The organism is Stenotrophomonas lacuserhaii (genome assembly GCF_014836545.1).
Taxonomy (GTDB): Bacteria; Pseudomonadota; Gammaproteobacteria; order Xanthomonadales; family Xanthomonadaceae; genus Stenotrophomonas; species Stenotrophomonas lacuserhaii.
Map to the genome: position 1 here is coordinate 63,795 of NZ_JACSQS010000006.1, position 24,953 is coordinate 88,747.

Below are 24,953 nucleotides of genomic sequence, written 5' to 3' on the forward strand. Positions count from 1 at the left end.
CCGCGTTGCAGTTCCGCCGTGCCGGGGCACGACGGCATCGGGGGGTTCACGCGCCGGCGCTGATGATCCGGTGCACGGCGTCGGCATAGCGCTGCAGTTGTTCCAGCGTCACGAACTCATCGGCGGTATGGGCCTGGGCGATGTCGCCCGGGCCGAACACCAGCGTGGTGTAGCCACCGGCCGAGAACAGCGAGGCTTCGGTCCAGAAATCCACCGCGTTGCCGATCGGCAGGTCCAGCGCATCGGCCACGTCACGCGCGGCAAGGCGCCGGTTCTCGGCATCGGCGATGTCCCCGGCCGGAAGGCTGGGGCCACGGAAGGTCTCGGTGAACAGCGCCGCTTCCGGCTCGGCCAGGCCGGCGAAAGTGGCCAGCAGCGCATCGATGTCCATCGACGGCAGCGGACGGAAACCAAAGCGCAGCTCGGCCGCTGGCGCGATCATGTTGGCCTTGATTCCGCCCTCCACGCGGCCGATGTTGAAACGCAGCCCGGTCAGCCCGCCGAAGCGTGCCGAGGACAACGATTCCACATGGTCCAGCGCGCGGTTGCCCCAGCGCATCGCCTGGTGCAACGCGCTGGCGGCCGCATCCTGCTTGCCCGACGCGTGGCCGGCGCGGCCTGCGAACTGCATCAGCACCGAGCTGATGCCACGGTGGGCCAGCACCGCCTCGCTCATGGTCGGCTCGGCCACCAGCACCGCCTCGTAGGGCAGGCCACGGGCCAGGAAGGCGGCAATGCAGCGCGGATCGTTGGCTTCTTCGTCGCTGGAAAACAGGAACGCCGCATCACCTTCGCTGGCATTGGCGGCAGCCACCAGCGCCGCGGCCGCGCCCTTGATGTCACACACGCCCAGCCCGACCACGCGATCGTCCAGGCGACGCATCACATGCGGATCCGCGCTCCAGTGCGGCGAGTCCGGCACGGTATCCAGGTGCACGTTGAACAGATACTTCGGCGTACCACGCACCGCATGCAGGCTGACCGCCCCGTCACCATGGTCGATCACCTCCACCTGGAAGCCGGGCAGGTTGTCGCGCAGGTAATTGAAGATCCCCCCCGCGGTGATCGCACGCGGCGGATTGCGGGTGTCGAAAGACACCAGCGCCTGCAGGTGATGAAGCGTCTGTTCCAACATGTTGCGTAGATCCTTCAGGACAACGTGAATCCAGATGGAGGAGAACCCCCTTCTTGTTGAAGGGGGTGCGCCAACGGCGCGGGGGTCAAGGTGGAATGCGTGGGCAAGTCAATTGCTTTCAGCGATTGACCTGCGCATACAACGTAGAGCTCATCCCGAACAGCTTGATGAAGCCCTCGGCCTCTTCCACACCCCAGTCTGCAGACTGCGCATAGGTGGCGCCCTTGGTGTTGAGCAGGTGCGGCGAACGCACGGCCACCGCATCGACGCGGCCGCCACGGGTCTCCAGCACGACTTCACCGTTGACCTTTGCCTGGGAGGACTTCAGGAACGCTTCGATGTCGGTCTTCAGCGGATCGTGGTAGAAGCCTTCGTACACCAGCTCCACCCACTTGCGCGCCACGTCCGGCTTGAAGCGGTTCTGCTGCTTGGTCAGCACCGCGTCTTCCAGCGCACGGTGCGCGGCCAGCAGCGACACCAGCCCCGGCGCTTCGAACACGATGCGGCCCTTCAGGCCGATCACGGTGTCGCCGGTGTACACGCCACGGCCCACGCCATACGGAGCGAACAGCTTGTTGAGCGTGGCCAGGATCTTCTCGCCCGGCAGCGCCTTGCCGTCCAGCGCCACGGCAACGCCGTCGACGAACTTCAGGGTGACGGTGAGGGCCTGCTCCGGCCACTCGCTGCGCGGTGCGCACCAGCCGCGGGCGCCTTCGCCCGGTGCTTCCCAACGGTCGATCTCACCGCCGGACATGGTCAGGCCCAGCAGGTTCTCGTTGATGGTGTAGGCCTGCTGCTTGGCGCGCACGCCGAAGCCGCGCTCTTCCAGGTACTTCTGCTCGTAAGCGCGGGTCTGGGTGTGTTCTTTCTGGATTTCGCGGATCGGGGCGATGATCTGGTAGTCGCCCAGCGCCTTCACCGCCAGGTCGAAACGCACCTGATCGTTGCCCATGCCGGTGCAGCCATGCGCGATGATGTTGGTACCCAGTTCGGCGGCGCGCTTGAGCGCAGCATCGACGATCAGGTAACGGTCCGACACCAGCAGCGGGTACTGGCCCTGGTAGCCTTCACCGGCCCAGACGAACGGCTTGACGAAACCTTCCCAGATCGCAGGACCCCCATCGACGGTGACATGGCTGGTGACGCCCAGCTCGGCGGCGCGCTTTTCGATGAAGTCGCGCTCTTCGTCATCCACGCCGCCGGTGTCGGCGAACACGGTGTGCACGTTGTAGCCGCGCTCCTGCAGGTAGGGCACGCAGAAGCTGGTATCAAGGCCGCCGGAGAAGGCGAGGACGACGTCTTTGTTGCTCATGGGGGTAAGGTCCTGGTAGCGCCAGGTGATGCCCGGCGGAATGTTCGAATCAGAAAGAAATCAGCGGCCGGCCAGCGCGGCCATGATGGCCTTCTGCACGTGCAGCCGGTTCTCGGCCTCGTTGATGGCGATGCACTGCGGCGAATCCATCACCGCATCGGTGGCCTTGACGTTGCGACGCAGCGGCAGGCAATGGCTGAAGACCCCGTTGTTGGTCAGCGCCATCTTCTGCTCGTCCACGATGAAGTGCTTGTACTGGTCGCGGATGGGCTTTTCTGGTTCCCAGTTGCCGAAGAACGGCAGCGCGCCCCAGCTCTTGGCGTACACCACGTCGGCACCGGTGTAGGCGCTTTCGATGTCATGGCTGACCTGCAGCGAACCACCGTTCTCGGCCACGTTCTGCTCGGCCCAGCCCATGTAGCGCTCGTCCAGGATGTAATCCGGGGTCGGGCACAGCAGGGTCACGTCCATGCCCATGCGGGTGGCGATGGTCAGCGCGGAGTTGGCCACCGCGGTGTTCAGCGGCTTGGGGTGGTAGGTCCAGGTCAGCACGTACTTCTTGCCACGCAGGTCCTGGGTCCCGAAGTGCTCCTGCAGCGCCATCGCGTGGGCCAGTTCCTGGCACGGATGGGTGATGGTTTCCATGTTGATGACCGGCACCGGCGAATACCTGGCAAAGCTCTTCAGCACGGTGTCTTCGCGGTCGACCGACCAGTCCACGAACTTCGGGAAGGCGCGCACCGCGATCATGTCGCAGTAGCGGCCGAGCACCTTGGCTACTTCGGCGATGTGTTCTTCGGTATCGCCATCCATCACAGTGCCGAGGTTGAACTCGATCGGCCATGCATCCTTGCCCGGCTGCAGCACCACCGCGTGGGCACCAAGCTGGAAAGCACCCAGTTCGAAGCTGGTGCGGGTGCGCATGGACGGGTTGAAGAACACCAGCGCGATCGATTTGCCTTTCAGCTGGTCGCCGAGCTTGTTGCGCTTGAACAGCGCGGCCTGGGTCAACAGCGCATCGAGTTCGCTGCGGCTCCAGTCCTGGGTGTTCAGGAAGTGCTTGAGGGACATCAATCGATCCTTGCGGTGTGGAATTGGGTGCAGATGCAACTTTTCAGATCCCGGAAACGAAAAAACCCAGCCGGTGGGCTGGGTTTTTTACCGAACAGACAGCACGAAGCTCCGGTCACCCAGCGGAAATGTGGGATTCCGGTCGGCGGGCACGCGAGGTCATGCTGCTGGCCTGGCGGGCGGCGCTGGAGTCGTGCTGGAAGTCGGTTGCGTTCATTTCCGCCCATGGTGGCATGGCCGATGGTGCGGTGCAAGACCCGCCATCAGGGATTTGCCGGCGAACCCTGTTCGGCACCGACCCACGGGGTGATCGAGACCCGGATCTTCAGCCGGTTGCCGGGGTCTTCGGGCAGCCGCGAGCGGTACTTGGTGCCCTTGTAGACGTAGTCCACGTCGTAGGCGATGGGCCGGCGGAACTCGCGACCGACCGGCACGATGCGGCAGTCCCGGGTCAGGATCGGCGCGTTGCTGGGCTGGGCCCCGGCGGGCACGGCCGCCACTTCGGCGCTGCCCTCTTCGCCGGGCTTGAAGATTGATCGCACCGAATCCCACAGGCGCCCAAATCGGCCCTTCTCTTCCACCGGCTCTTCGCCGGTGACGTTCACCGGCGGCAGGTTGCGCGTGGTGACCGGCTCACAATGCTCTTCGGTGCGGGTGGCGCGCAGGGTCTGGAACACCGGCTCGACGTTGAGCACCTGGGCGTAATCCAGCTTGATGTTCTCCACGATCACCACCCGGTTGCGCGGCTCGCCCTCTTCCGATTGGGCCATGGCAGGGCCGGCCAGCAGGCAGGCAGCCAGTGCGGGAAGGAAGAGGTATCTCATCGGCAACGGGTTCGAAGGCACATTGATAGTGTAGGCAGCACGGACACCAAGGGGCTGAACATTACCCGTCCGCCGCGCAGGGGGCCAGCCCATGGCGTGCCCGGATGAGCCCGCGCGGTACCCCGGGAGCCCCTGCAGCGCTAGAATCGACGGCTTGTCCCCCAGCGCCCCCACCATGACCCTGCGCCTGCACAACAACCTGACACGCCAGCTGGAAACGTTCACTCCGCTCGATCCGGCCTGTCCGACCCTGTATGTGTGCGGCCCCACGGTCTACAACTACGTGCACATCGGCAACGCGCGCGGCCCGGTGGTGTTCGGCGTGCTGGCCGACCTGCTGCGCCGTCGCTTCGGCGCCCTGCGCTATGCCCGCAACATCACCGACGTGGACGACAAGATCAACACCGCCGCGCGCGAGCAGGGCGTTCCGATCAGCACCATCACCGACCGTTTCGCCGCGGCCTACCGCGAGGACATGGCCGCGCTGGGCGTGGTGCCGCCGGACATCGAACCGGAAGTCACCGCACACATGCCGCAGATCATCGAGATGATCGCCCGGCTGATCGACAGCGGACACGCCTACGCCGCCGAAGGCCACGTGCTGTTCGCGGTGGACACCTTCGAGGGCTACGGCGAGCTCTCCCGGCGGGATCCGGAGGAAATGCTGGCCGGTGCCCGCGTCGAAGTAGCCCCTTACAAGCGTGCAGCCGGCGATTTCGTGCTGTGGAAGCCCTCCAGCGACGATCTGCCCGGCTGGGACTCGCCGTGGGGCCGTGGCCGCCCTGGCTGGCACATCGAATGCTCGGCCATGGCCGCCGCCCACCTGGGCCCGACCATCGACATCCATGCCGGTGGCGTGGACCTGCAGTTCCCGCACCATGAGAACGAAATCGCGCAGAGTGAGTGCGCGCACGGCGGTGAGATCTTCGCGCGGTTCTGGCTGCACAACGGCATGCTGAACTTCGGCGGCGCCAAGATGAGCAAGTCGCTGGGCAACATCGAGCGCGTGCACGACCTGGTCCAGAAGCATCCGCCCGAAGCCCTCCGCCTGGCCCTGCTTTCGGCGCATTACCGCCAGCCACTGGACTGGTCCGATGCGGTGATCGAGCAGGCCGGGCGCACCCTGGACCGCCTGTACGGCACCCTGCGCGACCTCGCCGACCTGCCGGCTGCTGCACGCATACCGGCGGTGGTGGAAGCCGCGCTGGACGATGACCTCAACACACCGCTGGCGCTGGCCGAGCTGGCCCGCATCGCTGGTGAAGCACGCAAGGCCACCGATCCAACCGAGCGCGCGCAGCTGAAGCAGGATCTGCTGGGCGCCGGCCTGGCGCTGGGCCTGCTGCAGCAGGATCCCGCCGCATGGTTCGGTACCGCCGGCGGCAGCAGCGACGACGATGCCCGCATCCAGGCGCTGATCGACGCGCGTGCCGCTGCCAAGCAGGCCCGTGATTTCGCCCGCTCCGACGCCATCCGCGACCAGCTGGCCGCCGAAGGCATCGTGCTGGAAGACACCGCACAGGGCGTGCGCTGGGTGCGCAAGCGCGCCTGATCGCCCTCGTGCCGGCCCCTCCCGGCCGGCCGCACCCCGCCAGATGAAGAACGAAATGACCGACTCCCCGTTCCCGCTTGAAGCTACCGCCGCCGAGGCCCAGACCACCATTGCCGAGGAGTTCTCCTTCTTCGGGGACTGGTCCGAGCGCTACCAGTACCTGATCGACCTGGGCCGCAAGCTGCCGGTCTTCCCGGAAGAATGGAAGACCGAGGAGCACCGCCTGCTGGGTTGCCAGTCGATGGTCTGGATCGTGCCGGAGGGCAATGCCGATGCCCTGCACTTCCGTGCGGTCAGTGACTCGGCGATCGTGTCCGGGCTGATCTTCCTGGCGCTACGGGTGTACTCCGGGCGCTCCGCACAGGAGATCATCGACACCGAACCCAGCTACATCCAGGAGATCGGTCTGTCGCGGCACCTGTCGCCCACCCGCAGCAACGGCGTGGCCGCGATGTTGGCCTTCATCCGCGAAACCGCGCAGGCCCAGCTGCATTCCACGCGCCCGTGAGTCTCCCGGCCCCCACCGAAGAGACCGCGCGCACCCTGCTGGCGCGGCCGGGCTTCAGCCAGCTGCTGGCCTACCGCATCTTCGCGATGCTGTCCTACCAGGTGGTTGCGGTCACGGTGGGCTGGCACATCTATGAAGTAACCCGCAATCCCTTTTCGCTGGGCCTGGTCGGCCTGGCCGAAGTGTTGCCGTTCTTCTGCGTGGCCCCGTTTGCCGGCTACCTGGTCGACCATCTGCCACGACGCCGGCTGGGCATGGCGGCCTGCGCCGGACTGGTCGCCACCGCACTGGTGCTGTGCGCGGTGGCACTGGGCTGGCTGCCGTTCCATGGCGTATGGCCGATCTATGCCGCCATCGCGCTGACCGGCATGGTCCGGGCCTTCCTGTCGCCGATCTACAACGCGCTGTTCGCACGGGTGCTGGAGCGCCACCAGTTCGCCCGCGGCGCAGGGCTGGGCAGCGTGTTCTTCCAGGCCGGGATGGTGGTGGGACCGGCGTTGGGCGGCGTACTGGTCGGCTGGGGCGGCAAGGGCGTGGCCTACGGCGTTGCCACCGGCTTTGCAGTGATGGCGATGGCCTGCCTGGCCTCGTTGAAGGTGAGCGAGCCGGTGCATGCCGGGCCAGCCGCGCCGATCTTCCGCAGCATCGCAGAAGGCGCGCGCTTCGTGGTCGGCAACCGGATCATGGTCGGAGCGATGGCGCTGGACATGTTCTCGGTGCTGCTGGGCGGCGTGGTGGCGATGCTGCCGGCCTTCCTGCAGGAGATCCTGCATTACGGGCCCGAAGGGCTGGGCATCCTGCGCGCGGCGCCGGCATTGGGGTCCATCGCAGTCGGCCTGTGGCTGGCCCGCCACCCGCTGCAGCAGCATGCCGGCCGCGTGCTGTTGTTCGCGGTGGCTGGCTTCGGGCTGTGCGTGATCGGCTTCGGGCTGTCGCACCACTTCTGGCTGTCGGCGCTGATCCTGCTTTTCTACGGCGCCTTCGATGGCGTGTCGGTGGTGGTGCGTTCGACCATCCTGCAGCTGGCCACGCCGGAGGAAATGCGCGGCAGGGTGTCGTCGATCAACGGCATCTTCATCAGTTCGTCCAACGAACTCGGCGCGTTCTATGCCGGCACGATGGCCAAGTGGCTGGGGCTGGTGCCGGCGGTGGTGCTGGGCGGTTTTGCGGTGCTCAGCGTGGCGGGCATCACGGCGTGGAAGAATCCCACGCTGCGCCGCCTGAACCTGCGCGACCTGCAATAGATCCAGAAGCGTGACGACCACCGGTCGTCACCCACCACGGCAGCGGAACCACATGACGGCCAGCGGCCGTCACTACCGGGTTGGTCAGTTGCCGCAGCCCTGCAGCTTCAGTGTCTGGCCCTGGCGCAGGCTGTAGGCCGGGGCCTTCAGGCCATTGGCGCGGGCCAGCGTGGGCACGTCGCAGCTGAACTTCGCGGCGATCCTGCCCAGCGTCTCGCCCCTGCCCACCTTGTGCGAACGCACTGGCTGCGCGCGCGGCGCAGCGGGACGTGGCGCCACTACCGGGGCGGTCGGAGCGGTGCCCACCACGCTGGCTTCCGCTGCGGCCACCGGCACTACCCCGCCCACCGCCACGCTGCCGGTGAAGCTGGCCGCACTCGGGCGCACGATCGCCGCGTTCAGATCAGCGGTGATCAGGGTGCGTGCCAGGTCAGCACGCGGGCCGCTTACGCAGTTGCGCGTGTACAGGCCGGCGATGCGGGTGGTGGCGTTGATCAGCGTGCCGGCCGGGATCCAGCCGTCCGCTTCGTAACGCGGGTTGAGGTTGCGCAGCGTGCGCATGTAGCCATCGCGCGTACCCTGGCTGCCCAGGCAGATGGTCAGTTCATAGATCGTGGTGGACTTGGCCAGGCGCACCGTCGCCGGCTGTGCGTTGACCTTCGGGAACTCCACGCCGTACTGCTGCGGGTGGAGGAAAATCCAGGCGGCGGCAATGACCATCGGCACGTAGTCCTTGGTCTCGCCGGGGAACTCGTTGTAGACGCTGTCCACCCAGAAGCTCTGTCCAGCGTTCTGCCGGAACACGCGCAGCGCGCGCCCTTCGCCGCCGTTGTAGCCGGCCAACGACAGTTCGATGTTGTTGTTGAGCTGGCGCATGCGCTCGTTGAGGTAGGTCGCGCTGGCTTCGGCTGCGCTGCGCGCATCGAAGCGGGTATCGAAGCCGGTGCCATCCGGACCCAGCCCGAAACGCCGGCCGGTGGCCGGCATGAACTGCATCAGGCCGGCGGCGCCGGCACGCGAAGAGGCATGCACGCGGCCATTGGACTCCTTGGCCATGATGCCGAACAAGAGCGCTTCGGGCAGGCCGCGCTTTTCCCATTCCGGCCACATCACCGCGCGCACGTTCTGGTAGTTCTCGTAGCTGGTCAGCAGCGCCGGGCGCATGTCGGTCAGCCAGCGCCGGATACCGGCCTGGATGGCCGGGTTGTACTCGACCATGCTGTCGAAGGCATGCCGCTTGTCGTTGAGCAGCGCCGCCGCGCGCGCCGCTTCGGGCACGTCGGCCGCCAACGGCCCGATGTGGTCCGGGTCGGCCTGCAGGGTGTCACCGGCTTCGTCGGCCACGCTGTCCTCGCCCTCGGCGTCGGCATCGCGCTTGAGCAGGCGCTTGTAGGTGGCCAGCAGGGTGCTCATCTGGCAGCCCTTCTGTCCCACGCACTCGCTCAGCACATCTTCCATGTCTTCCAGCGCGGCATCGGCCTCGGCGGCGCCCTTGGGATCGGCATTGGCCACGCGCAGCAGCGCGTCGGTATAGCGCTTCTCGGCCACGCCCATGCGCTGCTGCAGCGCTTCGGCCTTGGCCCGGTCACGGTTGGAAACACGTTGCGCATGGGCGTCGGGGACGGCCAGCAGCAGGCTGGCAAGGGCCAGGACGGGCAATCCACGAACAAGCAGGACAGGAACGGGCATTTTTGGCACTGTGTGCGAATCAGGCAGGCAGAGTAGCGGTGCCGCCACGATCCGGGCAACCCGGAGAGGGCCCGCACCGTGCAGCCGGTTAACATTGCGCGCATTCATCACAAGGGATGGACCATGGACCCGATTCTGCTCGGCAAAGGCATCACCGACGACGTAGCGGTCACCCTGTTGCCCAAGCTCGGCAATCGCCACGGACTGGTGGCCGGCGCCACCGGCACCGGCAAGACAGTGACCCTGATGACGCTGGCCGAAGGTTTCTCGCGGATCGGCGTGCCGGTATTCTTGGCCGACGTGAAGGGCGATGTGTCCGGCCTGGCCGTGGTCGGCGCCGGCGGCGATGCGCTGTTGCAGCGTGCCGCGCAGATCGGAGTGGCCGACTACGCGCCGGCCGCCAGCCCAGCCATTTTCTGGGACCTCTACGGCAAGCTGGGCCATCCGGTGCGCACCACCGTCAGCGAGATGGGCCCTACCCTGCTGACCCGCATCCTCGAGCTCAGCGACACCCAGGCCGGCGTGATGGACATCGTGTTCAAACTGGCCGACGACCGTGGCCTGCTGCTGCTGGACCTGGACGACCTGCGCGCGCTGCTCGGGCTGGTGGCCGAAGAGCGCAAGGACATCTCCACCGAATACGGACTGGTCAGTGCGCAATCGGTGGCGGCGATCCAGCGTGCCCTGCTGCGGCTCTCGCAGGATGGCGGCGAAGCGTTCTTCGGCGAGCCGGCGCTGGAACTGGCCGACATCATGCGCGTCAACCACGATGGCCGCGGGGTCATCGGCATCCTCGCCGCCGACCAGCTGGTACTGAAGCCGAAGCTGTATTCGACCTTCCTGCTGTGGCTGCTGTCCGAGCTGTTTGAAACCCTGCCGGAAGTGGGCGACCTGGAAAAACCCAAGCTGGTCTTCATCTTCGACGAGGCCCACCTGCTGTTCAACGATGCGCCCCCTGCCCTGGTGCAGCGCATCGAACAGGTGGTGCGGCTGATCCGTTCCAAGGGCGTGGGCGTGTACTTCTGCTCGCAGTTCCCCGACGACGTGCCGTCCAACATCCTCGGCCAGCTGGGCAACCGGGTGCAGCATGCGCTGCGCGCATTCACCCCGCGCGACCAGAAGGCGGTGAAGACCGCTGCCGAAACCTTCGTGCCCAATCCGAAGCTGGACGTGGCACGCGTGCTGTCCTCGCTGGGCACCGGCGAAGCGCTGGTGTCCACGCTGCAGGACAAAGGCATCCCGATGCCGGTGCAGCAGACCCTGATCGCCCCGCCACGCTGCCGGATGGGGCCGGTCACCGAAGCCGAACGTGCGCAGGTGCGCGCCGGCAGCCCGGTCGGCAGCCGCTACGACACCGCCATCAACCGTGAATCGGCGGCAGAACGGCTGGCCCAGCGCGCGCAGAAGAGCGTCGAGCAGGCCTCCACCCCCAAGGCGCGCACGCGCGAGCAGGACGACGCGCAGGACGGCGGGTTCGGCCAGACGATCAAGGATGCGATCTTCGGCACCAAACGACGCCAGGGCATGATAGAAACCATGGCCAAGCAGACCACGCGCACGGTGGGCACCAGGCTGGGCAACCAGATCGTGCGCGGGATCCTCGGTGGCATCTTCGGCGGAAAGCGCTGAAGGTCCGTAAGCTGTCGCATTGCAGTTGCGTAGAGAGCAGTAGATGTCGCGTTGGCGTCCCCCCGCAGAAAAGAGCACCGCGCTGATCACCTCCGGCGGCCATGCACGGCTGAAGGCCGAGCTGGAGGACCTGTGGCGCGTGCGCCGCCCGGAAGTGGTGAAGGCACTGGCCGCAGCCGCGGCCGAAGGTGACCGCTCGGAGAATGCCGAGTACACCTACCGCAAGAAGCAGCTGGGCGAGATCGACCGCCGCGTGCGCTACCTCAGCAAGCGGCTGGAGGCGCTCCGCGTGGTCGATGGCGAACCGAGCGACCCGCAGGCGGTGTTCTTCGGCGCGTGGGTGGAATTGGAGAATGTGGACACGGCGGAGATCAGCCGTTACCGCATCGTCGGGCCGGACGAAACCGATGCCGCCACCGGCTGGATCAGCATCGACTCACCGCTGGCGCGGGCCCTGTTGAAGAAGCGCGTGGACGATGAGTTCGAGGTCGACCTGCCGGGCGGCCGCCACGGCTTCGCGATCCTGTCCGTGCAGTACGGCGCCGGAACACCGGACCGGTAGCGCCGAGCCACGCTCGGCGAGCGCATTGCGCGGCCGCCCTAGAAGCCGCCGAGCGTGGCTCGGCGCTACCGAAACACGCCGCGCCGGTTGCACCAGGCCGCGCAGGGCGCGAACGGAGAATCACCGACCTACAGCGGCGGCGGATACCCGCGCCCAGCCCGCAGCGGACGGAAATACGCCGTCTGTTCGTACAACCCGGCGTCCTGCCGCGGGTGCCAGCCTGGGATGCCGGCCAGCGGCAACGGCCGCAGCTCCAACGGATCCTGCAGCACCGCACCCTCGTCCAGCGCAAGCGCCACCGCCGCGATGCAGGCAGCGTCATCCTCGCCCTGCACCACCAGGCATTTGCCCACCAGCAGTCGCGTCGGCAGCAGTGCCTGCTCCATCAGCGCATGGCCGATCACCGCTGCCACGGCGATGTCCCCACTCGCCCACTGCCCTGCCCCCTGCACGAACAGCGCCTGCCAGTCGTGCGCATTCCACGCCGCGAGCAGGCGGGCGTCACGCACCCGCACGATCACACCGGATTCGTCGAACTGGGTCAGCGCGGCCTGCGCGCGGTTGCGGACGTGCGCGCCCATCTGCCGGATGTGCAGGCACTGACGGGTATTGAGCGCCCGCTTGATCGCTGGATGGCGCGCCCAGACCAGCGCGTTGAACAGGTCGTGCCAGTTGCTGGCACGGGTGGCGATGCTGCCTGTTTCGGCAATGCGCTGCTCATAGTGCCGGCCATCGGCGAGCAAGGCCGCGTCCTGCTCGACCAGCCGCTTGTCCTGCAATGGCAGCACGCCGTTGAGCATTTCGATGGAAGGCCACTCCGCACCCGCCAGCAGCCGGGAAAACGGCGCCAGTGCGTCAAACAGCGGATGCACGAAGCAGGCCGCATCCACCGCCTCGCGCGGTGGCGCGACGAAGCGGCGGCGGGTCGCGCTGGAAGCCGAAGCGTGACGGCCAACGGTCGTCACCCACCCGGGATCCGGCGCTTCCGGATGGGTCACAGCATTTTCAGATCGAGTGCCTTGCGCGCGGCGGGCACAGCGGTCGGCGGCAATGCATCGCCGTACAGATCGTGCTCATCGCTTTCGGTGATTTCCACGTCGACGAAATCGCCGACCCGCAGGGTCACCTCATCGGCATTCTGGATATGCACCAGCCCGTCGATCTCCGGTGCGTCGGCCTTGGAACGCGCCACCGCGATATCGCCTTCGATCGCATCGACCAGGCACTGCTGCACGGTGCCGATCTTGGCTTCAAGCCGCGAGGCGGAAATCTGCGCCTGCTTTTCCATGAAACGCGCCAGGCGTTCCTGCTTCACTTCTTCCGGCACCGGATCGGGCAGGTCGTTGGCCGTGGCGCCTTCCACCGGCGAATAGGCGAACGCACCGACACGGTCCAGCTGCGCCTCGTCCAGGAACGACAGCAGCTCTTCGAACTCGGCTTCGGTTTCGCCGGGGAAGCCGACGATGAAGGTCGAGCGCACCGTGATGTCCGGTGCGATGCGGCGCCAGTTCTGCACCCGCTCCAGGGTCTTTTCCACCGCGCCGGGACGCTTCATCAGCCGCAGAATGCGGGGGCTGGCGTGCTGGAACGGAATGTCCAGGTACGGCAGGATCCGGTTTTCCGCCATCAGCGGCACCATCTCGTCCACGTGCGGGTACGGGTAGACGTAGTGCATCCGCACCCAGGCATCCAGCTCGGACAGACCTTCGCACAGCGACTTCATCCGCGTCTGGTAGGCCTTGTCGCGCCACATGCGCTCGGCGTACTTCACGTCCACGCCGTAGGCGGAGGTGTCCTGGGACACCACCAGCAGTTCGCGCACACCGCCGCGCACCAGCCGTTCGGCTTCGCGCAACACCTCATCCACCGGCCGCGAAACCAGCTTGCCGCGCATCGAAGGAATGATGCAGAAACTGCACTTGTGGTTGCAGCCCTCGGAAATCTTCAGGTACGCGTAATGGCGCGGGGTCAGCTTGACCCCGTAGTCCGGCACCAGGTCCACGAAGGGGTCGTGACGCGGCGGAATTGCCGCATGCACCGCTTCCATGACGCTCTGGTAGTCCTGCGGCCCGGACACGGCCAGCACGTCCGGGTACGCCTCGCGGATCTGCTCCGGGCGCTTGCCCAGGCAGCCGGTGACGATCACCTTGCCGTTGGCGTTCATCGCCTCGCCGATCGCATCCAGCGATTCGGTCACGGCCGAATCGATGAAGCCACAGGTGTTGACCACCACCACGTCGGCGGCGTCGTAGGTCGGGACGATGTCGTATCCCTCTACCCGCAACTGGGTGAGGATGCGCTCGGAATCGACGAGGGCCTTCGGACAGCCAAGGCTGACGAAGCCGACTTTGGGGTTCAGCAGGGACATGGATCGGGACTCTGGGGGCCTGGGCCGGGCGTGGCCTGGGGGCCTGGATCGGACAAGTATACCGGGCCCGCCGGGCGCCCCTGAACCCTGCCCGGCCGGCAGCGGGCGTCGGTAAGGACACGCTCGCCATCTGCACAGGGATTCCGCAGCATTCTGCATAGCCAGACTGCCCGGCCAGCCACAGGATCGACGGGCGCGCGAAAGACATCGCCCGCGCGCCGGGCCGGCACGATGCCGGCATCCCTCCAACAGGAGTCCCCGATGAAACCCTTTGCCGCCACCTGCCTGGCCGCCGTGCTTCTGGCCGCTGGCCTGCCGCCCGCCAAGGCCGCCGCCAACAACTACACCTGCTCCTATCAGCTGTACGAAAACGGCCAACCCGTGGTCCGCCGCGTGGAGTACGTCGAGCCGAGCCTGCAGGCGGCGATGGCCAAATTCGAGGCCTTTCTTGCCGATTTGAGGGCGCAGGGCAAGCAACCACAACACCTGGGATGCCGCTGAGCTGACACCGCCCTGACGTCCCAGAGGAGGATAATGCTGTCGAAATCACTCTGAAGAGGCGTCGCACCATGGGCAACTGGATCACCTTGGATACCCACCACGGCAAGGCCCGGGCCTGGGAGGCGCTGCCGGAAGGCACCCCGCGCGGCGGCCTGGTGGTCATCCAGGAAATCTTCGGGGTCAACGAGCACATGCGCTCGGTGGCCGAGCGCTTCGCCGCCGAAGGCTATGCGGTGCTGGCGCCGTCCTTCTTCGACCTGCTCGATGATGCCGATGGCAGCAAGCCGCTGGAGCTCCCCTACGACAACGACGGGGTCAAGGCCGGCTTGGATGCGGTCAACGCCATCGGCGTGGAAAAGTCGCTGGTGCTGGTGCGTGCCGCGGCTACCCGGCTGGCCGGCCACGGCAAGGTCGGCACGGTGGGCTACTGCTGGGGTGGCAGCATCGCCCTGCTCGCCGCGCTGCGGCTGGGCCTGCCCTCGGTCAGCTACTACGGGGCGCGCAACGTGCAGTTCCTCGATGAGACCCCGAAGGCGCCGGTGATGTTTCACTTCGGCGCGCTGGACAAGAGCATCCCGCCGGAGGCCATCGCCGCCCACCGCGAAAAGCTGCCCAAGATGGAAACCTTCGTCTACCCGGCCGACCATGGCTTCAACCGCGACGTCGGACATGCGTATGATCCAGACAGCGCCGCCCTGGCGCTGCAACGCACCCTGGACTTCTTCACGGAGCATCTTGGATGAGCGATTTTGAACTGGATACGCGCCTGGCCAACGACAGCGTACTGGTGGCCGACGGCCCCCTGTCCCAGATCAGGCTGATGAACGACGAACGCTTTCCGTGGCTGGTGATCGTGCCGCGGTTGGCCGGCATCACCGAATGGATCGAACTGGACGGCGAGCAGCAGGACAAGCTGCGCACCGAACTCAACCGCACCTCCAAGGCGCTGAAGTCCGAAGACGGGGTGGAGAAGATCAACATCGGGGCGCTGGGCAACATCGTGCGCCAGCTGCATTTCCACGTGATCGGCCGCCACGAGGGCGATCCGGCCTGGCCCGGACCGGTCTGGGGCAGCGGCCAGGCGCATCGGCATGATGCCGACGAACTGCAGCGGCGTGTCGCGCACTGGAAGGACAAGCTAGGATATCCGCCCCACCCTTGAGCGTTCGCAGACTCCGATGCGTTTCAATCTAGTCGCTGCCATCCTGCTGATCCTGGTCGGGCTTTTCATGCTCGCCACCAACCTCGGCTGGACCAACATGAACTTCACCCGCCTGCTCACCACCTGGTGGCCGGTCGGCCTGGTGGCGGTAGGCATCGGCATGCTGTTCGGCCGCGGCAAGTAAGCCACGGCCCGGCGGTGCCGGTCCTGTCGGGCCGGCACGCCACGGACGCTCAGGTGCGCGGCAGAGTGACGCCGGTCTGGCCCTGGTACTTGCCGCCACGGTCCTTGTAGGACGTCTCGCAGATGTCATCCTGGTCGGCCTGGAAGAACAGCATCTGGGCCACGCCTTCGTTGGCGTAGATGCGCGCCGGCAGCGGCGTGGTGTTGCTGAATTCCAGGGTCACGTGGCCTTCCCACTCCGGCTCCAGCGGGGTCACGTTGACGATGATGCCGCAACGCGCGTAGGTGCTCTTGCCCAGGCACACGACCAGCGTATCGCGCGGGATGCGGAAGAACTCCACCGTGCGCGCCAGCGCGAAGCTGTTGGGCGGAATGATGCACTCATCGCCCACCACGTCCACGAAGCTCTTCGGGTCGAAGTGCTTGGGGTCCACGATGGTGGAATTGATGTTGGTGAACACCTTGAACTCGCGCGAGCAGCGCACGTCGTAGCCATAACTGGACGTGCCATAGCTGACGATGCGCTCGCCGTTGGCCTGCTTCACCTGCCCGGCTTCGAACGGCTCGATCATGCCGTGCTGTTCGGACATGCGGCGGATCCAACGGTCACTCTTGATGCTCATGCTAAGTCCTGGCTGGGAGGGACGGGCGCGCGCCCGGGAGCTGATTCTACAGGCCCGATCCGCTCAGAGCAGCGAGGACAGGATCGGGATCGACGCGCGCGGACGCTTGGCCAGCTCCTCCAGCAGCCGGCTGGCGGCCTGGCGGTAGGCCTGCGCTGCAGTGGACTCGGGCTGCGCGGCGGTGATCGGGGTACCGGCGTCGCCCTGCTCGCGGATGTCGATCTGCAGCGGCAGCGATCCCAGCAGCGGCACGCCGTACTGTGCCGCCATCTTTTCGCCGCCACCGTGACCGAACAGATGCTCCACGTGGCCGCAGTTGCTGCACGTGTGCACGGCCATGTTTTCCACGATGCCCAGCACCGGCACTTCCACCTTCTCGAACATCTTCAGCGCCTTGCGCGCGTCCAGGGTGGCGATGTCCTGCGGGGTGGTGACGATCACCGCGCCGGCCAGCGGAATCTTCTGGGTCAGGGTCAGCTGGATGTCACCGGTGCCCGGCGGCAGGTCGATCAGCAGCACGTCCAGGTCGTCCCACAGGGTGTCGTTGAAGAACTGGGTCATCGCCGAGGTCGCCATCGGGCCGCGCCAGATCATCGGCGTCTCGTCCTCGATCAGGTAGCCGATCGACATGGTGTCCACGCCGAACGCGCGCGGCGGCTCGATGCTCTTGTTGTCCGGGCTTTCCGGACGGCCGGACAGACCCATCATCGCCGGCACCGACGGGCCGTAGATGTCCGCATCCAGCAGCCCCACGCGCACGCCCAGCTGCTGCAGGGCCACCGCCAGGTTCACCGACGTGGTGCTCTTGCCGACCCCGCCCTTGCCCGAGCCCACCGCGACGACGTTGCGGATGCGCGCATGCGGGCTCAGTCCTTTCTGGACCTGGCTGGCGTGGGGGCGGCGTTGCGGGTTGTTCACTGCGGTGCTCCGGAATCTTAAAGACGGTCGGCTGCCATGATACAAGCCGGTGGGTCACGTGCCGCTCCTGGCCTGCTTGGTGTGCCGTCTTGATGCGGGCACCGCCCTGCGTTTGCCGAGCCTGTCCGGCGAAGCCTCTTGCGCCCCGACATGACCTTCGACACCCTTGCAGGCTTGGCCGGAGGCGTATCGTCCGGCCTACAGCCCTCTGGGAACCTTCCCAGACATCACGCGGCCTGGAGGCCATACAAAAGTGACCCGTACTCCCAAGATCGTCCTGCTGACCCTGGCCGTTTCGGCCGCGCTGGTCGGCTGCGGCAAGAGCGAAACCCCGGCCAAGGAAGGCGCCGCCTCCACCCCGGCCGCCGCCACCGAAGCCCACACCTACACCCTGGACCAGGCCAAGCTGCCGGCGTACAACGCCTTCCAGCCCAGCGACCTGGACACCACGCTGGACGCGTGCACCGCCTTCGGCGACTACGTCAACAGCAAGTGGCTGGCCGCCAATGAAATCCCGGCCGACCGCACCAGCTGGGGCGCCTTCACCATCCTCGACGAACGTTCGGTCGCCGCCCAGCACCAGCTGGCCGAGCAGGTCGCGCACGTCAAGAACCCGAACCACATCGAAAAGGTGGTCGGTGACCTGTGGGCCACCGGCATGGACGAAGCCAAGATCAACGCCCAGGGCATCGAGCCGTTGAAGGCTGACCTGGCTGCCATCGACGCGCTGTCCGACAAGGCCGCCATCGCCGCCTACCTGCGTGACACCGCCGCCAAGGGTGAGAACGTGCTGTTCGGCTTCGGCGCCGAAGCGGACTTCAAGAATTCCGCCGTGAACATGGCCTACGCCAGCCAGGGCGGCCTGGGCCTGCCGGACAAGACCTTCTATACCGACGCGGCCAAGGCCGACAAGCTGCAGGCCTACCAGGCCCACGTGGCCAAGGTACTGGAGCTGGCCGGCGTGCCGGCCGCCGACGCCGCCACCCAGGCGGCCGAGGTCATCAAGTTCGAAACCCGCCTGGCCAAGGCCTCCAAGTCCAGCGTCGAACTGTCGCGCGACGTCTCGCTGTACTACCACCCGGTCACCCTGGCCGAAGCCGATACCCTGACCCCGAACTTCAGCTGGACCGAGTTCTTCAAGAGCCAGGGCGTGGCCGCGCCGGAGAAGTTCTCGCTGGCCATCCCGGCCTTCCATGAAGAAGTCAGCAAGGCGCTGGGTGATACCGATCCGGCCGTGTGGCGCGCCTACCTGCGCTTCCACACCGTGGACAGCGCATCGCCGTACCTGAGCGATGCCTTCGCCAATGAGAACTACGCCTTCTACGGCAAGACCCTCAACGGCCAGAAGGAACAGAAGCCGCGCTGGAAGCGCGTGCTGGGCACCATCGAAAACGGTGCCGGCGAAGCGTTCGGCCAGCTGTACGTCAAGGTCGCCTTCTCGCCGGAAGCCAAGGCGAAGATGGAAACGCTGGTGAAGAACCTGGCCGATTCGCTCAAGGAGCGCATCCAGGGCCTGACCTGGATGAGCGATGAGACCAAGGCCAAGGCGATCGCCAAGTGGGAAACCTTCACCCCGAAGATCGGTTACCCGGACAAGTGGCGTGACTGGTCCGGCCTGGAAACCGGCCGTGACAGCTTCCTCGGCAACGTCCGCGCCGCCAACGCCTTCAACTACAAGTTCAACCTGGCCAAGGTCGGCCAGCCGGTGGACAAGACCGAGTGGGGCATGACCCCGCAGACCGTCAACGCCTACTACAACCCACTGCAGAACGAGATCGTGTTCCCGGCCGCCATCCTGCAGCCGCCGTTCTTCGATCCCAACGCCGACGACGCGCTGAACTACGGCGGCATCGGTGCGGTGATCGGCCACGAGATGACCCATGGTTACGACGACCAGGGCAGCCGTTTTGGACCGACCGGCAACTTCGAGAACTGGTGGACCGAAGCGGACAGCAAGAACTTCTCCGGCCTGACCGGCAAGCTGGTCAAGCAGTTCAACGAGTACAAGGTGGATGGCCAGGCCGTCGATGGCAGCCTGACCCTGGGCGAGAACATCGCCGATCTGGGCGGCCTGGCAACCGCCTACGATGCGCTGCAGAAGGCATCGGCCGGCAAGGAAGATCCGAAGGTCGATGGCTTCACCCGCGACCAGCGCTTCTTCTTCAACTGGGCCACCGTGTGGCGCACCAAGTACACCCCGGAGAACGCCAAGGTCCGCCTGGCCACCGATCCGCACGCACCGGCGCAGTTCCGCGCGATGGGCGCGCCGTCGAACCTGCCGACCTTCGCCGCCGCGTTCCAGTGCAAGGCCGGTTCGCCGATGTCGCGCGCTGGCGATGCCAAGGTCGTGATCTGGTAAGCCACGGCTGACGCCGCATTGAAAGCGAGGCCCGGGGAAACCCGGGCCTTTTCGTTGGCGATGCCGGCCGCGGGGTGACCGGCGCTGGCGTGCATGCCGTGCACATGTCTGGCTTGCTATAGTTCGCCCGCCCTTAATCCATCATGGATTTGCTCTACATGCCCACTCTTCGTCCGCTTGCCATCTCCCTGGGCGTCAGCCTGGCCATGCTGGTTCCCGTCCACGATGCGCTCGCCGCCAAGAAGAAGGCCGCGCGTGCGCCGGCCGTCAGCGCGCAGTGCACCGATTTCCACGACGCGGCCAATGCCGCCTGGCTGAAGGCCAACCCGGTTCCGCAGACCGGCGCCACCACCGCGCTGGGGCAACTGGTCGAGCGCAGCCGCCTGCAGCAGCGTGAACTGCTGGACGGCGCCATGGCCAGCCCGCAGGGCAACGTGCAGAAGCTGCTCGGTGACTTCTGGGCCAGCGGCCTGGATGAAGCGGCGGTGGAAGCCGATGGCTCCAACCCGATCGCCCCGCTGCTGACCCGCATCAATGCGATCAAGCGCGCCAAGGATGTCCCCGCTTCGATCGCCGCCCTGCACCAGGTCGGCATCCCGGTGGCGTTCAACTTCAGCCCGGACGTTGACCTGAAGGCGCTGGACCGCCACATCGGCTACTTCATGCAGGGCGGCATGGGCCTGCCGGACCCGGCCTTCTACACCCGCACCGACGCCGACACCGTCGCGGTGATGGGCCGCTACCGCGCCTACGTCAAGCAGATCCTGGCGCTCACCGGCACCCCTGCGGCCAAGCTGGATGCCGAGGTCGCCTCGGTGATCGCGCTGGAAACCGAACTGGCGCGCAACGCGCAGTCGCTGGCCGACCTCAACAACCCGTTCCGCAACTACGCGCCGATCTCCACCCGCGACCTCAACGGGCGCTACAAGAACCTGCAGCTGGACGCGTTCCTGAAGGTGCAGGGCGTCAACGACGACCTGGTGTCGCTGTCCGACGCCGCGCTGTTCCAGGCGCTGGACGGCATGGTCACCCGGATCAAGCCGGACCAGTGGAAGGCCTACCTGCGCTGGCGCGTGGGCGATGCGATGGCACCGTACCTGTCCAAGGCCTACCGTGACGCCGAGTTCGAATTCCGTGGCCGCGTGCTGCGTGCACAGACCCTGCCCGCCCCGCGCTGGGAGCAGGTGCTGGATGCGATCAACGTCGCCGCCGGTCCAATGCTCGGCCGCGAGTACGCCGCCAAGCACCTGAGCGCCGAAGATCGCCGCCAGGCGGCCTGGATCATCGACAAGCTGCGCGAAACGCAGATCGAAGCGGTCAAGCGCAGCACCTGGCTGAGCGCCGAAGCCAAGGCCGAAGCGGAAGCCAAGCTGGGCGCGTTGAAGATCGAGATCGGCACCCCGCTGCGCGATCTGGATTACAGCGTGCAGCCGATGGGCCGTGGCAGCTTCGGCGGCAACATGCTGATCGCTTCCACCTGGCGCCACCGCGAAGAAATGAAGCGCATCGGCCGCGGCAACGCAGACCGTCGCTGGGACGTGCTGCCGCAGCAGCCGTCGCTGGCGTATGACCTGGCGCAGAACCGCCTGATCGTCACCGCCGCCGCCCTGCAGGGCCCGATCTTCAACGCCCAGTCCAGCGCGGCCAACAAGTTCGGCAGCTACGGCGCACTGGTCGGCCATGAGCTGACCCGTGCGATCGACGCCAAGGGCGCGCTGATCGACGCACGTGGCGAACTGCGCAGTTGGTGGACCCCGGCCGACAAGACCGCCTGGACCCTGCTCGGCACGCGCATGGCCACGCAGTACAGCGCCTACGATTTCCCGGGCGTGAAGGGTGCCAAGGTCAACGGCACGCTCACCGCGGACAACAACCTGGCCGACCTGGCCGGGCTGGAACTTGCCTGGGATGCCTACCGCGCCGTCGAAGCCAACGCCAAGCCGGCTGACCAGCAGGGCTTCTTCACTGCCTGGGCCGCCCTGTGGCCGCAGCAGCTGTCGCCCAACGAAGCAGCGGCACGTGCCAGCATGGACATCGAAGCACCGGGCAAGTGGCGCACCAATGGCCCGCTGGCCAACCTGCCGGCCTTCGGCGCCAGCTTCACCTGCAAGCCCGGCCAGCCGATGCAGCGTACCGACGCCGAACAGATCCGCGTCTGGCGTTGAGCCGGCTGTTTCGGCAGCAACAGGAAGGGCGCCCGGAGGGGCGCCCTTTTTCGTGGCCGGTGCAGCGTCCGATCGTCAGAAATCGTACGAGGCGGTCAGCCGGGCCGAGCGCGGTGCCGTGAAGTAGGTCCCGATGCCGTAGGTATTGGAGCCGGTGTACGGACCCTCCTCGTACTTGCTCTCGGACTGCAGCGGGCGGCGCTGGTTGAACACGTTGAACACATCCAGACCGAACGCGAGCCGCTTCTGCGCGAACGCAGGGCGATACATCACGCCGAGATCGACGCGGGCGGTCCACGGCTGGCGACCGGCATCGCCGGGGCGCGACGGGCTGCCATTGCAGTAGTGGTACGACGATCCGTAACCGACCGGGTCACTCTCGTCTGCCCCATAGAAGCCCAGGCAGGTCTTCGGTGCACCGGACATCACCCGCAGCGTGGCCGAGGCCGTCCATTCGTCGGTGAACTGGTAGGCGCCGTAACCCTTCAACTGGTGGCGACGGTCGTTGGCCAGGTAGCCGCCGGCGTATTCCATCAGGTACGACGAATCCCAATCCTGGGTCTTGGACACATCGTCCTGGCCCAGGTCCGACTTCACCTGGCCCTCGGTGTTGCCGAAGTTGCGCGACCAGGTGTAGTCCACGCGGCCGTACCAGTTGTTGCGCATCGGGTGCTCGATGAACAGATCCACTGCCACATAGTCACGCTTGGCCTTCTGCCCACCCAGCCCCCAATCTTCGCCACTCATGCTCACCGGGACATAGCCCGAGCCGTCGCGCTTCTTCACCAGGAAGGTGTTGCGCTTTCCTGGGTTGAAGATCACGCAGCCGGGGATATCCAGTGTGCTGGGATCCACTCCCATCGCGTCCAGCTTGTCACCGATGCGGCCGGCATCGCAGGTGTCGTCGATCGCGGTCTGCAGGCGACGGTAGGTCGCCTTGGCGCCGCTGTTCCAGGAATCGCCGAGGGTCTTTTCGAAGCCCAGGATCAGCTCATCCTGGTATTGCGACTTCAGGTCCGCCGGGGCCACGCTGCGCGGGTCAGGCGTCTGCCCGTACTCGTTGTTGGAAGAGACCGGACCCGGTCCCAGCGCGGTCAGGCCAGTCGGGTTGCCGTTGGCATCGATGCCACTGTAGGTGAAGTATTCGCGGGTATACGTCGACGCCGATGCACCGCGGATGGCCACGCTGTTGGGCAGCGCCAGGTAGTAGCGCCCCAGGTTGGCGAATACCTTCAACGAGGAATCGCCGAACACATCCCACGCCGCGCCCAGCCGCGGGGCCCATTGGTCACCACTTTCCACATAGGCGACACCGGCGCTGTTGTAGTTGGTGAACTTGTCGTTGCGCAGGCCCAGGGTCAGCAGCCAGTCCGGGGTCACCTGCCAGCGGTCTTGCAGGTAATACGCTTTCTGCTGCAGCGACATGCTGGTGGTGCTGGAGAAGATGTACTTCTGCACGAAGTAGCCGTCACCGCCGGGCGGGGTGATACCGAAGCCCGGCGACGGCGAGGAGCCCGGGGCAACGCGCGAATAGATCCACGCATGGCCGGGACCGGTCATCGCCTGGCCCTCGTTGTTGGCCTGGAAGGTCATGTTGTCGATGCCGGCGGTGAGCTCGTGGTCGCCGATGCGGTACTCCAGGTCCACGCGCAGGCCGCGCGTCGTGCTGCCCGCATTGGAGGCCTTGTCATTGATGGCGGGCTGGTCATTGCGGATCGGCGTGCCGCCGGTGATGGAGGGATCCTGGTTGTTGGCGCCGCTGATGAACGGGTTGGACGAATCCAGCGGATTCGCGTCCAGGTTGCGCTGCCTGCTGCGCCCCCACAGCGCGCTCAGCGTCAGGTCGTCGCTGAGGTAGCTGGTGAACTTGAAGATATCGAAGTTGTCTTTGAGCTTGGTGGTGTTGGCGAACGTGCCGGTGCGCTCGCCTTCCTGCCGTGTCGGGTAGTCGTAGGCACGGTAGTAGGCGTCGTAGCGATCCGTATTCTGGATGCGGGTGTACTCCAGCGTATTGCTGTCGTTGATGTTCCAGTCGATCTTGCCGTAGAACTTCGGCGCATCCAGGGTGTAATGCCGCCTGCCCTGCTGTGCCGACTCGATGCTGTTGGTCAGAGCACCGCTGGACCGGTCGTACTCGCCGGCCAGGTGGAAGAACAGCCGGTCTTCGATCAGCGGGCCGCTGACATAGCCACTGTAGGTGGTCCGGTCGGCCCTGTCGCCGCGCCGCGAACGGTACAGCGAACCGGGAAGGGTGGGATCCTGCAGTTCATAGCCGGGCGGCAGCGAAGCACCGGGGTAGCGGATATCGCGCGGCGATTCGGCCAGCGAACCCGGCTGCCAGGTGGCCTGGACACCGTAATGCCACTGGTTGGTCCCGCGCTTGCCGAGCTGGTTGATCACCCCGCCGGTGGAGCGTCCGTAACTGGCCCCGTAGCCGCCAGTGAAGGTTTCCTGCTGGTCGATCGAACCGTAGGGCAGGCTCACCCCGCCGATGTTGTTGAGCGGATTGGTGGCATTGAAGCCGTTGAGGTAGTACGCGTTCTCACTGACGCTGGCGCCGCCGAAGGACAGCGAAGCACGCGAACCGTTGAGGAACGCGCCACTGCCCGCGACCACGCCCGGCGCCAGCAGCGCGATCGCTTCGGCACTGCGGCCCAGCGGCAGCACATCCAGCTGTTCGGAGGTGATCACCGAGCGCGAGACGGTGTTGGTGACATCGATCTTCGGCAGCTGGGCCGCCGTCACGGTCACGGTTTCCAGCGTGGTGGCCGCCGCTTCGGCGAAGGAGACATCGGTGCCCGCACCGACCTTCAGCTGCACGTTGTCGCGCTGCTGCACCACTTTTCCATCACGCTGCAGGGTCACGGTGTACTTGCCGACCGGCAGCGCACCGAGGGTGTAGCGGCCGTTGGCGTTCACCTCCACGGTTCGCTTCAGGCCGCTGTCGCTCTCCACGATGATCGAAGCGCCCGCAGCGCCCGGTGCGCTGCCGTACAGCGAGCCGGTGGTGCTCTGTGCGGAGGCCGCGCCGATGATCGACATCAGGGCCACGACGATGCTGGTCCGCTTCAATGTTGCGGCCCGCTTGATGCTGCTCATGCAAACTCCTTGTCCAAGGGGAAGCAGGCCGCGGTCCACCGCAGATCTG

At 66.4% G+C, this 24,953-nt stretch carries 21 protein-coding genes; 11 read left to right on the forward strand and 10 right to left on the reverse strand.

The window, feature by feature from the left end; genetic code table 11:
- Window positions 1-46: 46 nt before the first annotated feature.
- From H9654_RS07885 to H9654_RS07900, 4 genes are all read right to left on the reverse strand, one after another.
- Window positions 47-1,135 (reverse strand): acetylornithine deacetylase, encoded by a 1,089-nt coding sequence (locus H9654_RS07885; RefSeq protein WP_191770308.1) that lies wholly within the window; start codon window positions 1,133-1,135, stop codon window positions 47-49.
- Window positions 1,136-1,253: 118 nt separating this feature from the next.
- Window positions 1,254-2,447 (reverse strand): argininosuccinate synthase, encoded by a 1,194-nt coding sequence (locus H9654_RS07890; RefSeq protein WP_101100693.1) that lies wholly within the window; start codon window positions 2,445-2,447, stop codon window positions 1,254-1,256.
- A gap of 60 nt (window positions 2,448-2,507) precedes the next feature.
- The gene (locus tag H9654_RS07895; RefSeq protein ID WP_191770310.1) at window positions 2,508-3,518 is read right to left on the reverse strand and encodes an N-acetylornithine carbamoyltransferase; all 1,011 of its coding nucleotides are present in this window, start codon (window positions 3,516-3,518) and stop codon (window positions 2,508-2,510) included.
- A 263-nt stretch (window positions 3,519-3,781) separates the two neighbouring features.
- Window positions 3,782-4,342 (reverse strand): hypothetical protein, encoded by a 561-nt coding sequence (locus H9654_RS07900; protein WP_191770312.1) that lies wholly within the window; start codon window positions 4,340-4,342, stop codon window positions 3,782-3,784.
- 175 nt (window positions 4,343-4,517) lie between these two features.
- On the opposite strand from H9654_RS07900, the gene cysS reads away from it, so the two are divergent.
- The 3 genes from cysS to H9654_RS07915 are packed head-to-tail and all read left to right on the forward strand — an operon-like array spanning window position 4,518 to window position 7,646.
- Window positions 4,518-5,894: a cysteine--tRNA ligase gene (gene cysS, locus H9654_RS07905; RefSeq protein WP_191770465.1), complete on the forward strand. Its 1,377-nt coding sequence runs from the start codon at window positions 4,518-4,520 to the stop codon at window positions 5,892-5,894.
- Window positions 5,895-5,949: 55 nt separating this feature from the next.
- Window positions 5,950-6,402, forward strand: coding sequence for a SufE family protein (locus tag H9654_RS07910; RefSeq protein WP_191770313.1), 453 nt, complete (start codon window positions 5,950-5,952; stop codon window positions 6,400-6,402).
- On the forward strand, window positions 6,399-7,646 hold the full coding sequence (locus tag H9654_RS07915; RefSeq protein ID WP_191770315.1) for an MFS transporter: 1,248 nt from the start codon (window positions 6,399-6,401) through the stop codon (window positions 7,644-7,646). Before H9654_RS07910 ends, H9654_RS07915 begins: the two co-directional genes overlap by 4 nt.
- Window positions 7,647-7,730: 84 nt before the next feature.
- Here H9654_RS07915 and H9654_RS07920 read toward each other — a convergent pair whose 3' ends face one another.
- Window positions 7,731-9,335 (reverse strand): transglycosylase SLT domain-containing protein, encoded by a 1,605-nt coding sequence (locus tag H9654_RS07920; RefSeq protein WP_191770317.1) that lies wholly within the window; start codon window positions 9,333-9,335, stop codon window positions 7,731-7,733.
- A 123-nt stretch (window positions 9,336-9,458) separates the two neighbouring features.
- Here H9654_RS07920 and H9654_RS07925 point away from each other — a divergent pair, with 123 nt between their 5' ends.
- A complete protein-coding gene (locus H9654_RS07925; protein WP_191770319.1) occupies window positions 9,459-10,964 on the forward strand; it encodes a helicase HerA-like domain-containing protein in 1,506 nt (501 codons plus the stop codon).
- 43 nt (window positions 10,965-11,007) lie between these two features.
- Window positions 11,008-11,526, forward strand: a complete 519-nt coding sequence (gene greB, locus H9654_RS07930) for a transcription elongation factor GreB (protein ID WP_191770321.1) — start codon at window positions 11,008-11,010, stop codon at window positions 11,524-11,526.
- Between the two features lie 128 nt (window positions 11,527-11,654).
- Here greB and H9654_RS07935 read toward each other — a convergent pair whose 3' ends face one another.
- On the reverse strand, window positions 11,655-12,491 hold the full coding sequence (locus tag H9654_RS07935; protein ID WP_191770323.1) for a DUF3025 domain-containing protein: 837 nt from the start codon (window positions 12,489-12,491) through the stop codon (window positions 11,655-11,657).
- Between the two features lie 29 nt (window positions 12,492-12,520).
- Entirely contained in the window at window positions 12,521-13,894 is a 1,374-nt protein-coding gene (gene rimO, locus H9654_RS07940; protein ID WP_191770325.1) for a 30S ribosomal protein S12 methylthiotransferase RimO, read from the reverse strand.
- Window positions 13,895-14,155: 261 nt separating this feature from the next.
- Here rimO and H9654_RS07945 point away from each other — a divergent pair, with 261 nt between their 5' ends.
- The 4 genes from H9654_RS07945 (at window position 14,156) to H9654_RS07960 (ending at window position 15,741) form a co-directional block, all read left to right on the forward strand.
- Complete coding sequence (locus tag H9654_RS07945) at window positions 14,156-14,395, forward strand: hypothetical protein (protein ID WP_191770327.1); 240 nt, start codon at window positions 14,156-14,158, stop codon at window positions 14,393-14,395.
- 68 nt (window positions 14,396-14,463) lie between these two features.
- On the forward strand, window positions 14,464-15,138 hold the full coding sequence (locus H9654_RS07950; protein WP_191770329.1) for a dienelactone hydrolase family protein: 675 nt from the start codon (window positions 14,464-14,466) through the stop codon (window positions 15,136-15,138).
- On the forward strand, window positions 15,135-15,557 hold the full coding sequence (locus tag H9654_RS07955) for an HIT domain-containing protein (protein WP_191770331.1): 423 nt from the start codon (window positions 15,135-15,137) through the stop codon (window positions 15,555-15,557). Before H9654_RS07950 ends, H9654_RS07955 begins: the two co-directional genes overlap by 4 nt.
- A 16-nt stretch (window positions 15,558-15,573) precedes the next feature.
- The gene (locus H9654_RS07960) at window positions 15,574-15,741 is read left to right on the forward strand and encodes a LiaI-LiaF-like domain-containing protein (RefSeq protein WP_042614080.1); all 168 of its coding nucleotides are present in this window, start codon (window positions 15,574-15,576) and stop codon (window positions 15,739-15,741) included.
- Window positions 15,742-15,790: 49 nt separating this feature from the next.
- Here the strand turns inward: H9654_RS07960 and dcd are convergent, their stop codons facing one another.
- Both dcd and apbC read right to left on the reverse strand, forming a co-directional pair.
- Entirely contained in the window at window positions 15,791-16,363 is a 573-nt protein-coding gene (gene dcd, locus H9654_RS07965; protein WP_042614081.1) for a dCTP deaminase, read from the reverse strand.
- A gap of 63 nt (window positions 16,364-16,426) precedes the next feature.
- Entirely contained in the window at window positions 16,427-17,281 is an 855-nt protein-coding gene (gene apbC / locus H9654_RS07970) for an iron-sulfur cluster carrier protein ApbC (protein WP_042614082.1), read from the reverse strand.
- 253 nt (window positions 17,282-17,534) lie between these two features.
- Here apbC and H9654_RS07975 point away from each other — a divergent pair, with 253 nt between their 5' ends.
- On the forward strand, window positions 17,535-19,640 hold the full coding sequence (locus tag H9654_RS07975; RefSeq protein WP_191770333.1) for a M13 family metallopeptidase: 2,106 nt from the start codon (window positions 17,535-17,537) through the stop codon (window positions 19,638-19,640).
- A gap of 158 nt (window positions 19,641-19,798) precedes the next feature.
- Window positions 19,799-21,805, forward strand: coding sequence for a M13 family metallopeptidase (locus H9654_RS07980; protein WP_191770335.1), 2,007 nt, complete (start codon window positions 19,799-19,801; stop codon window positions 21,803-21,805).
- A gap of 75 nt (window positions 21,806-21,880) precedes the next feature.
- Here the strand turns inward: H9654_RS07980 and H9654_RS07985 are convergent, their stop codons facing one another.
- Window positions 21,881-24,904 carry a TonB-dependent receptor gene (locus H9654_RS07985; protein WP_191770337.1) on the reverse strand — a complete coding sequence of 1,008 codons (3,024 nt, stop codon included), beginning with the start codon at window positions 24,902-24,904 and terminating at the stop codon, window positions 21,881-21,883.
- Window positions 24,905-24,953 lie beyond the last annotated feature (49 nt).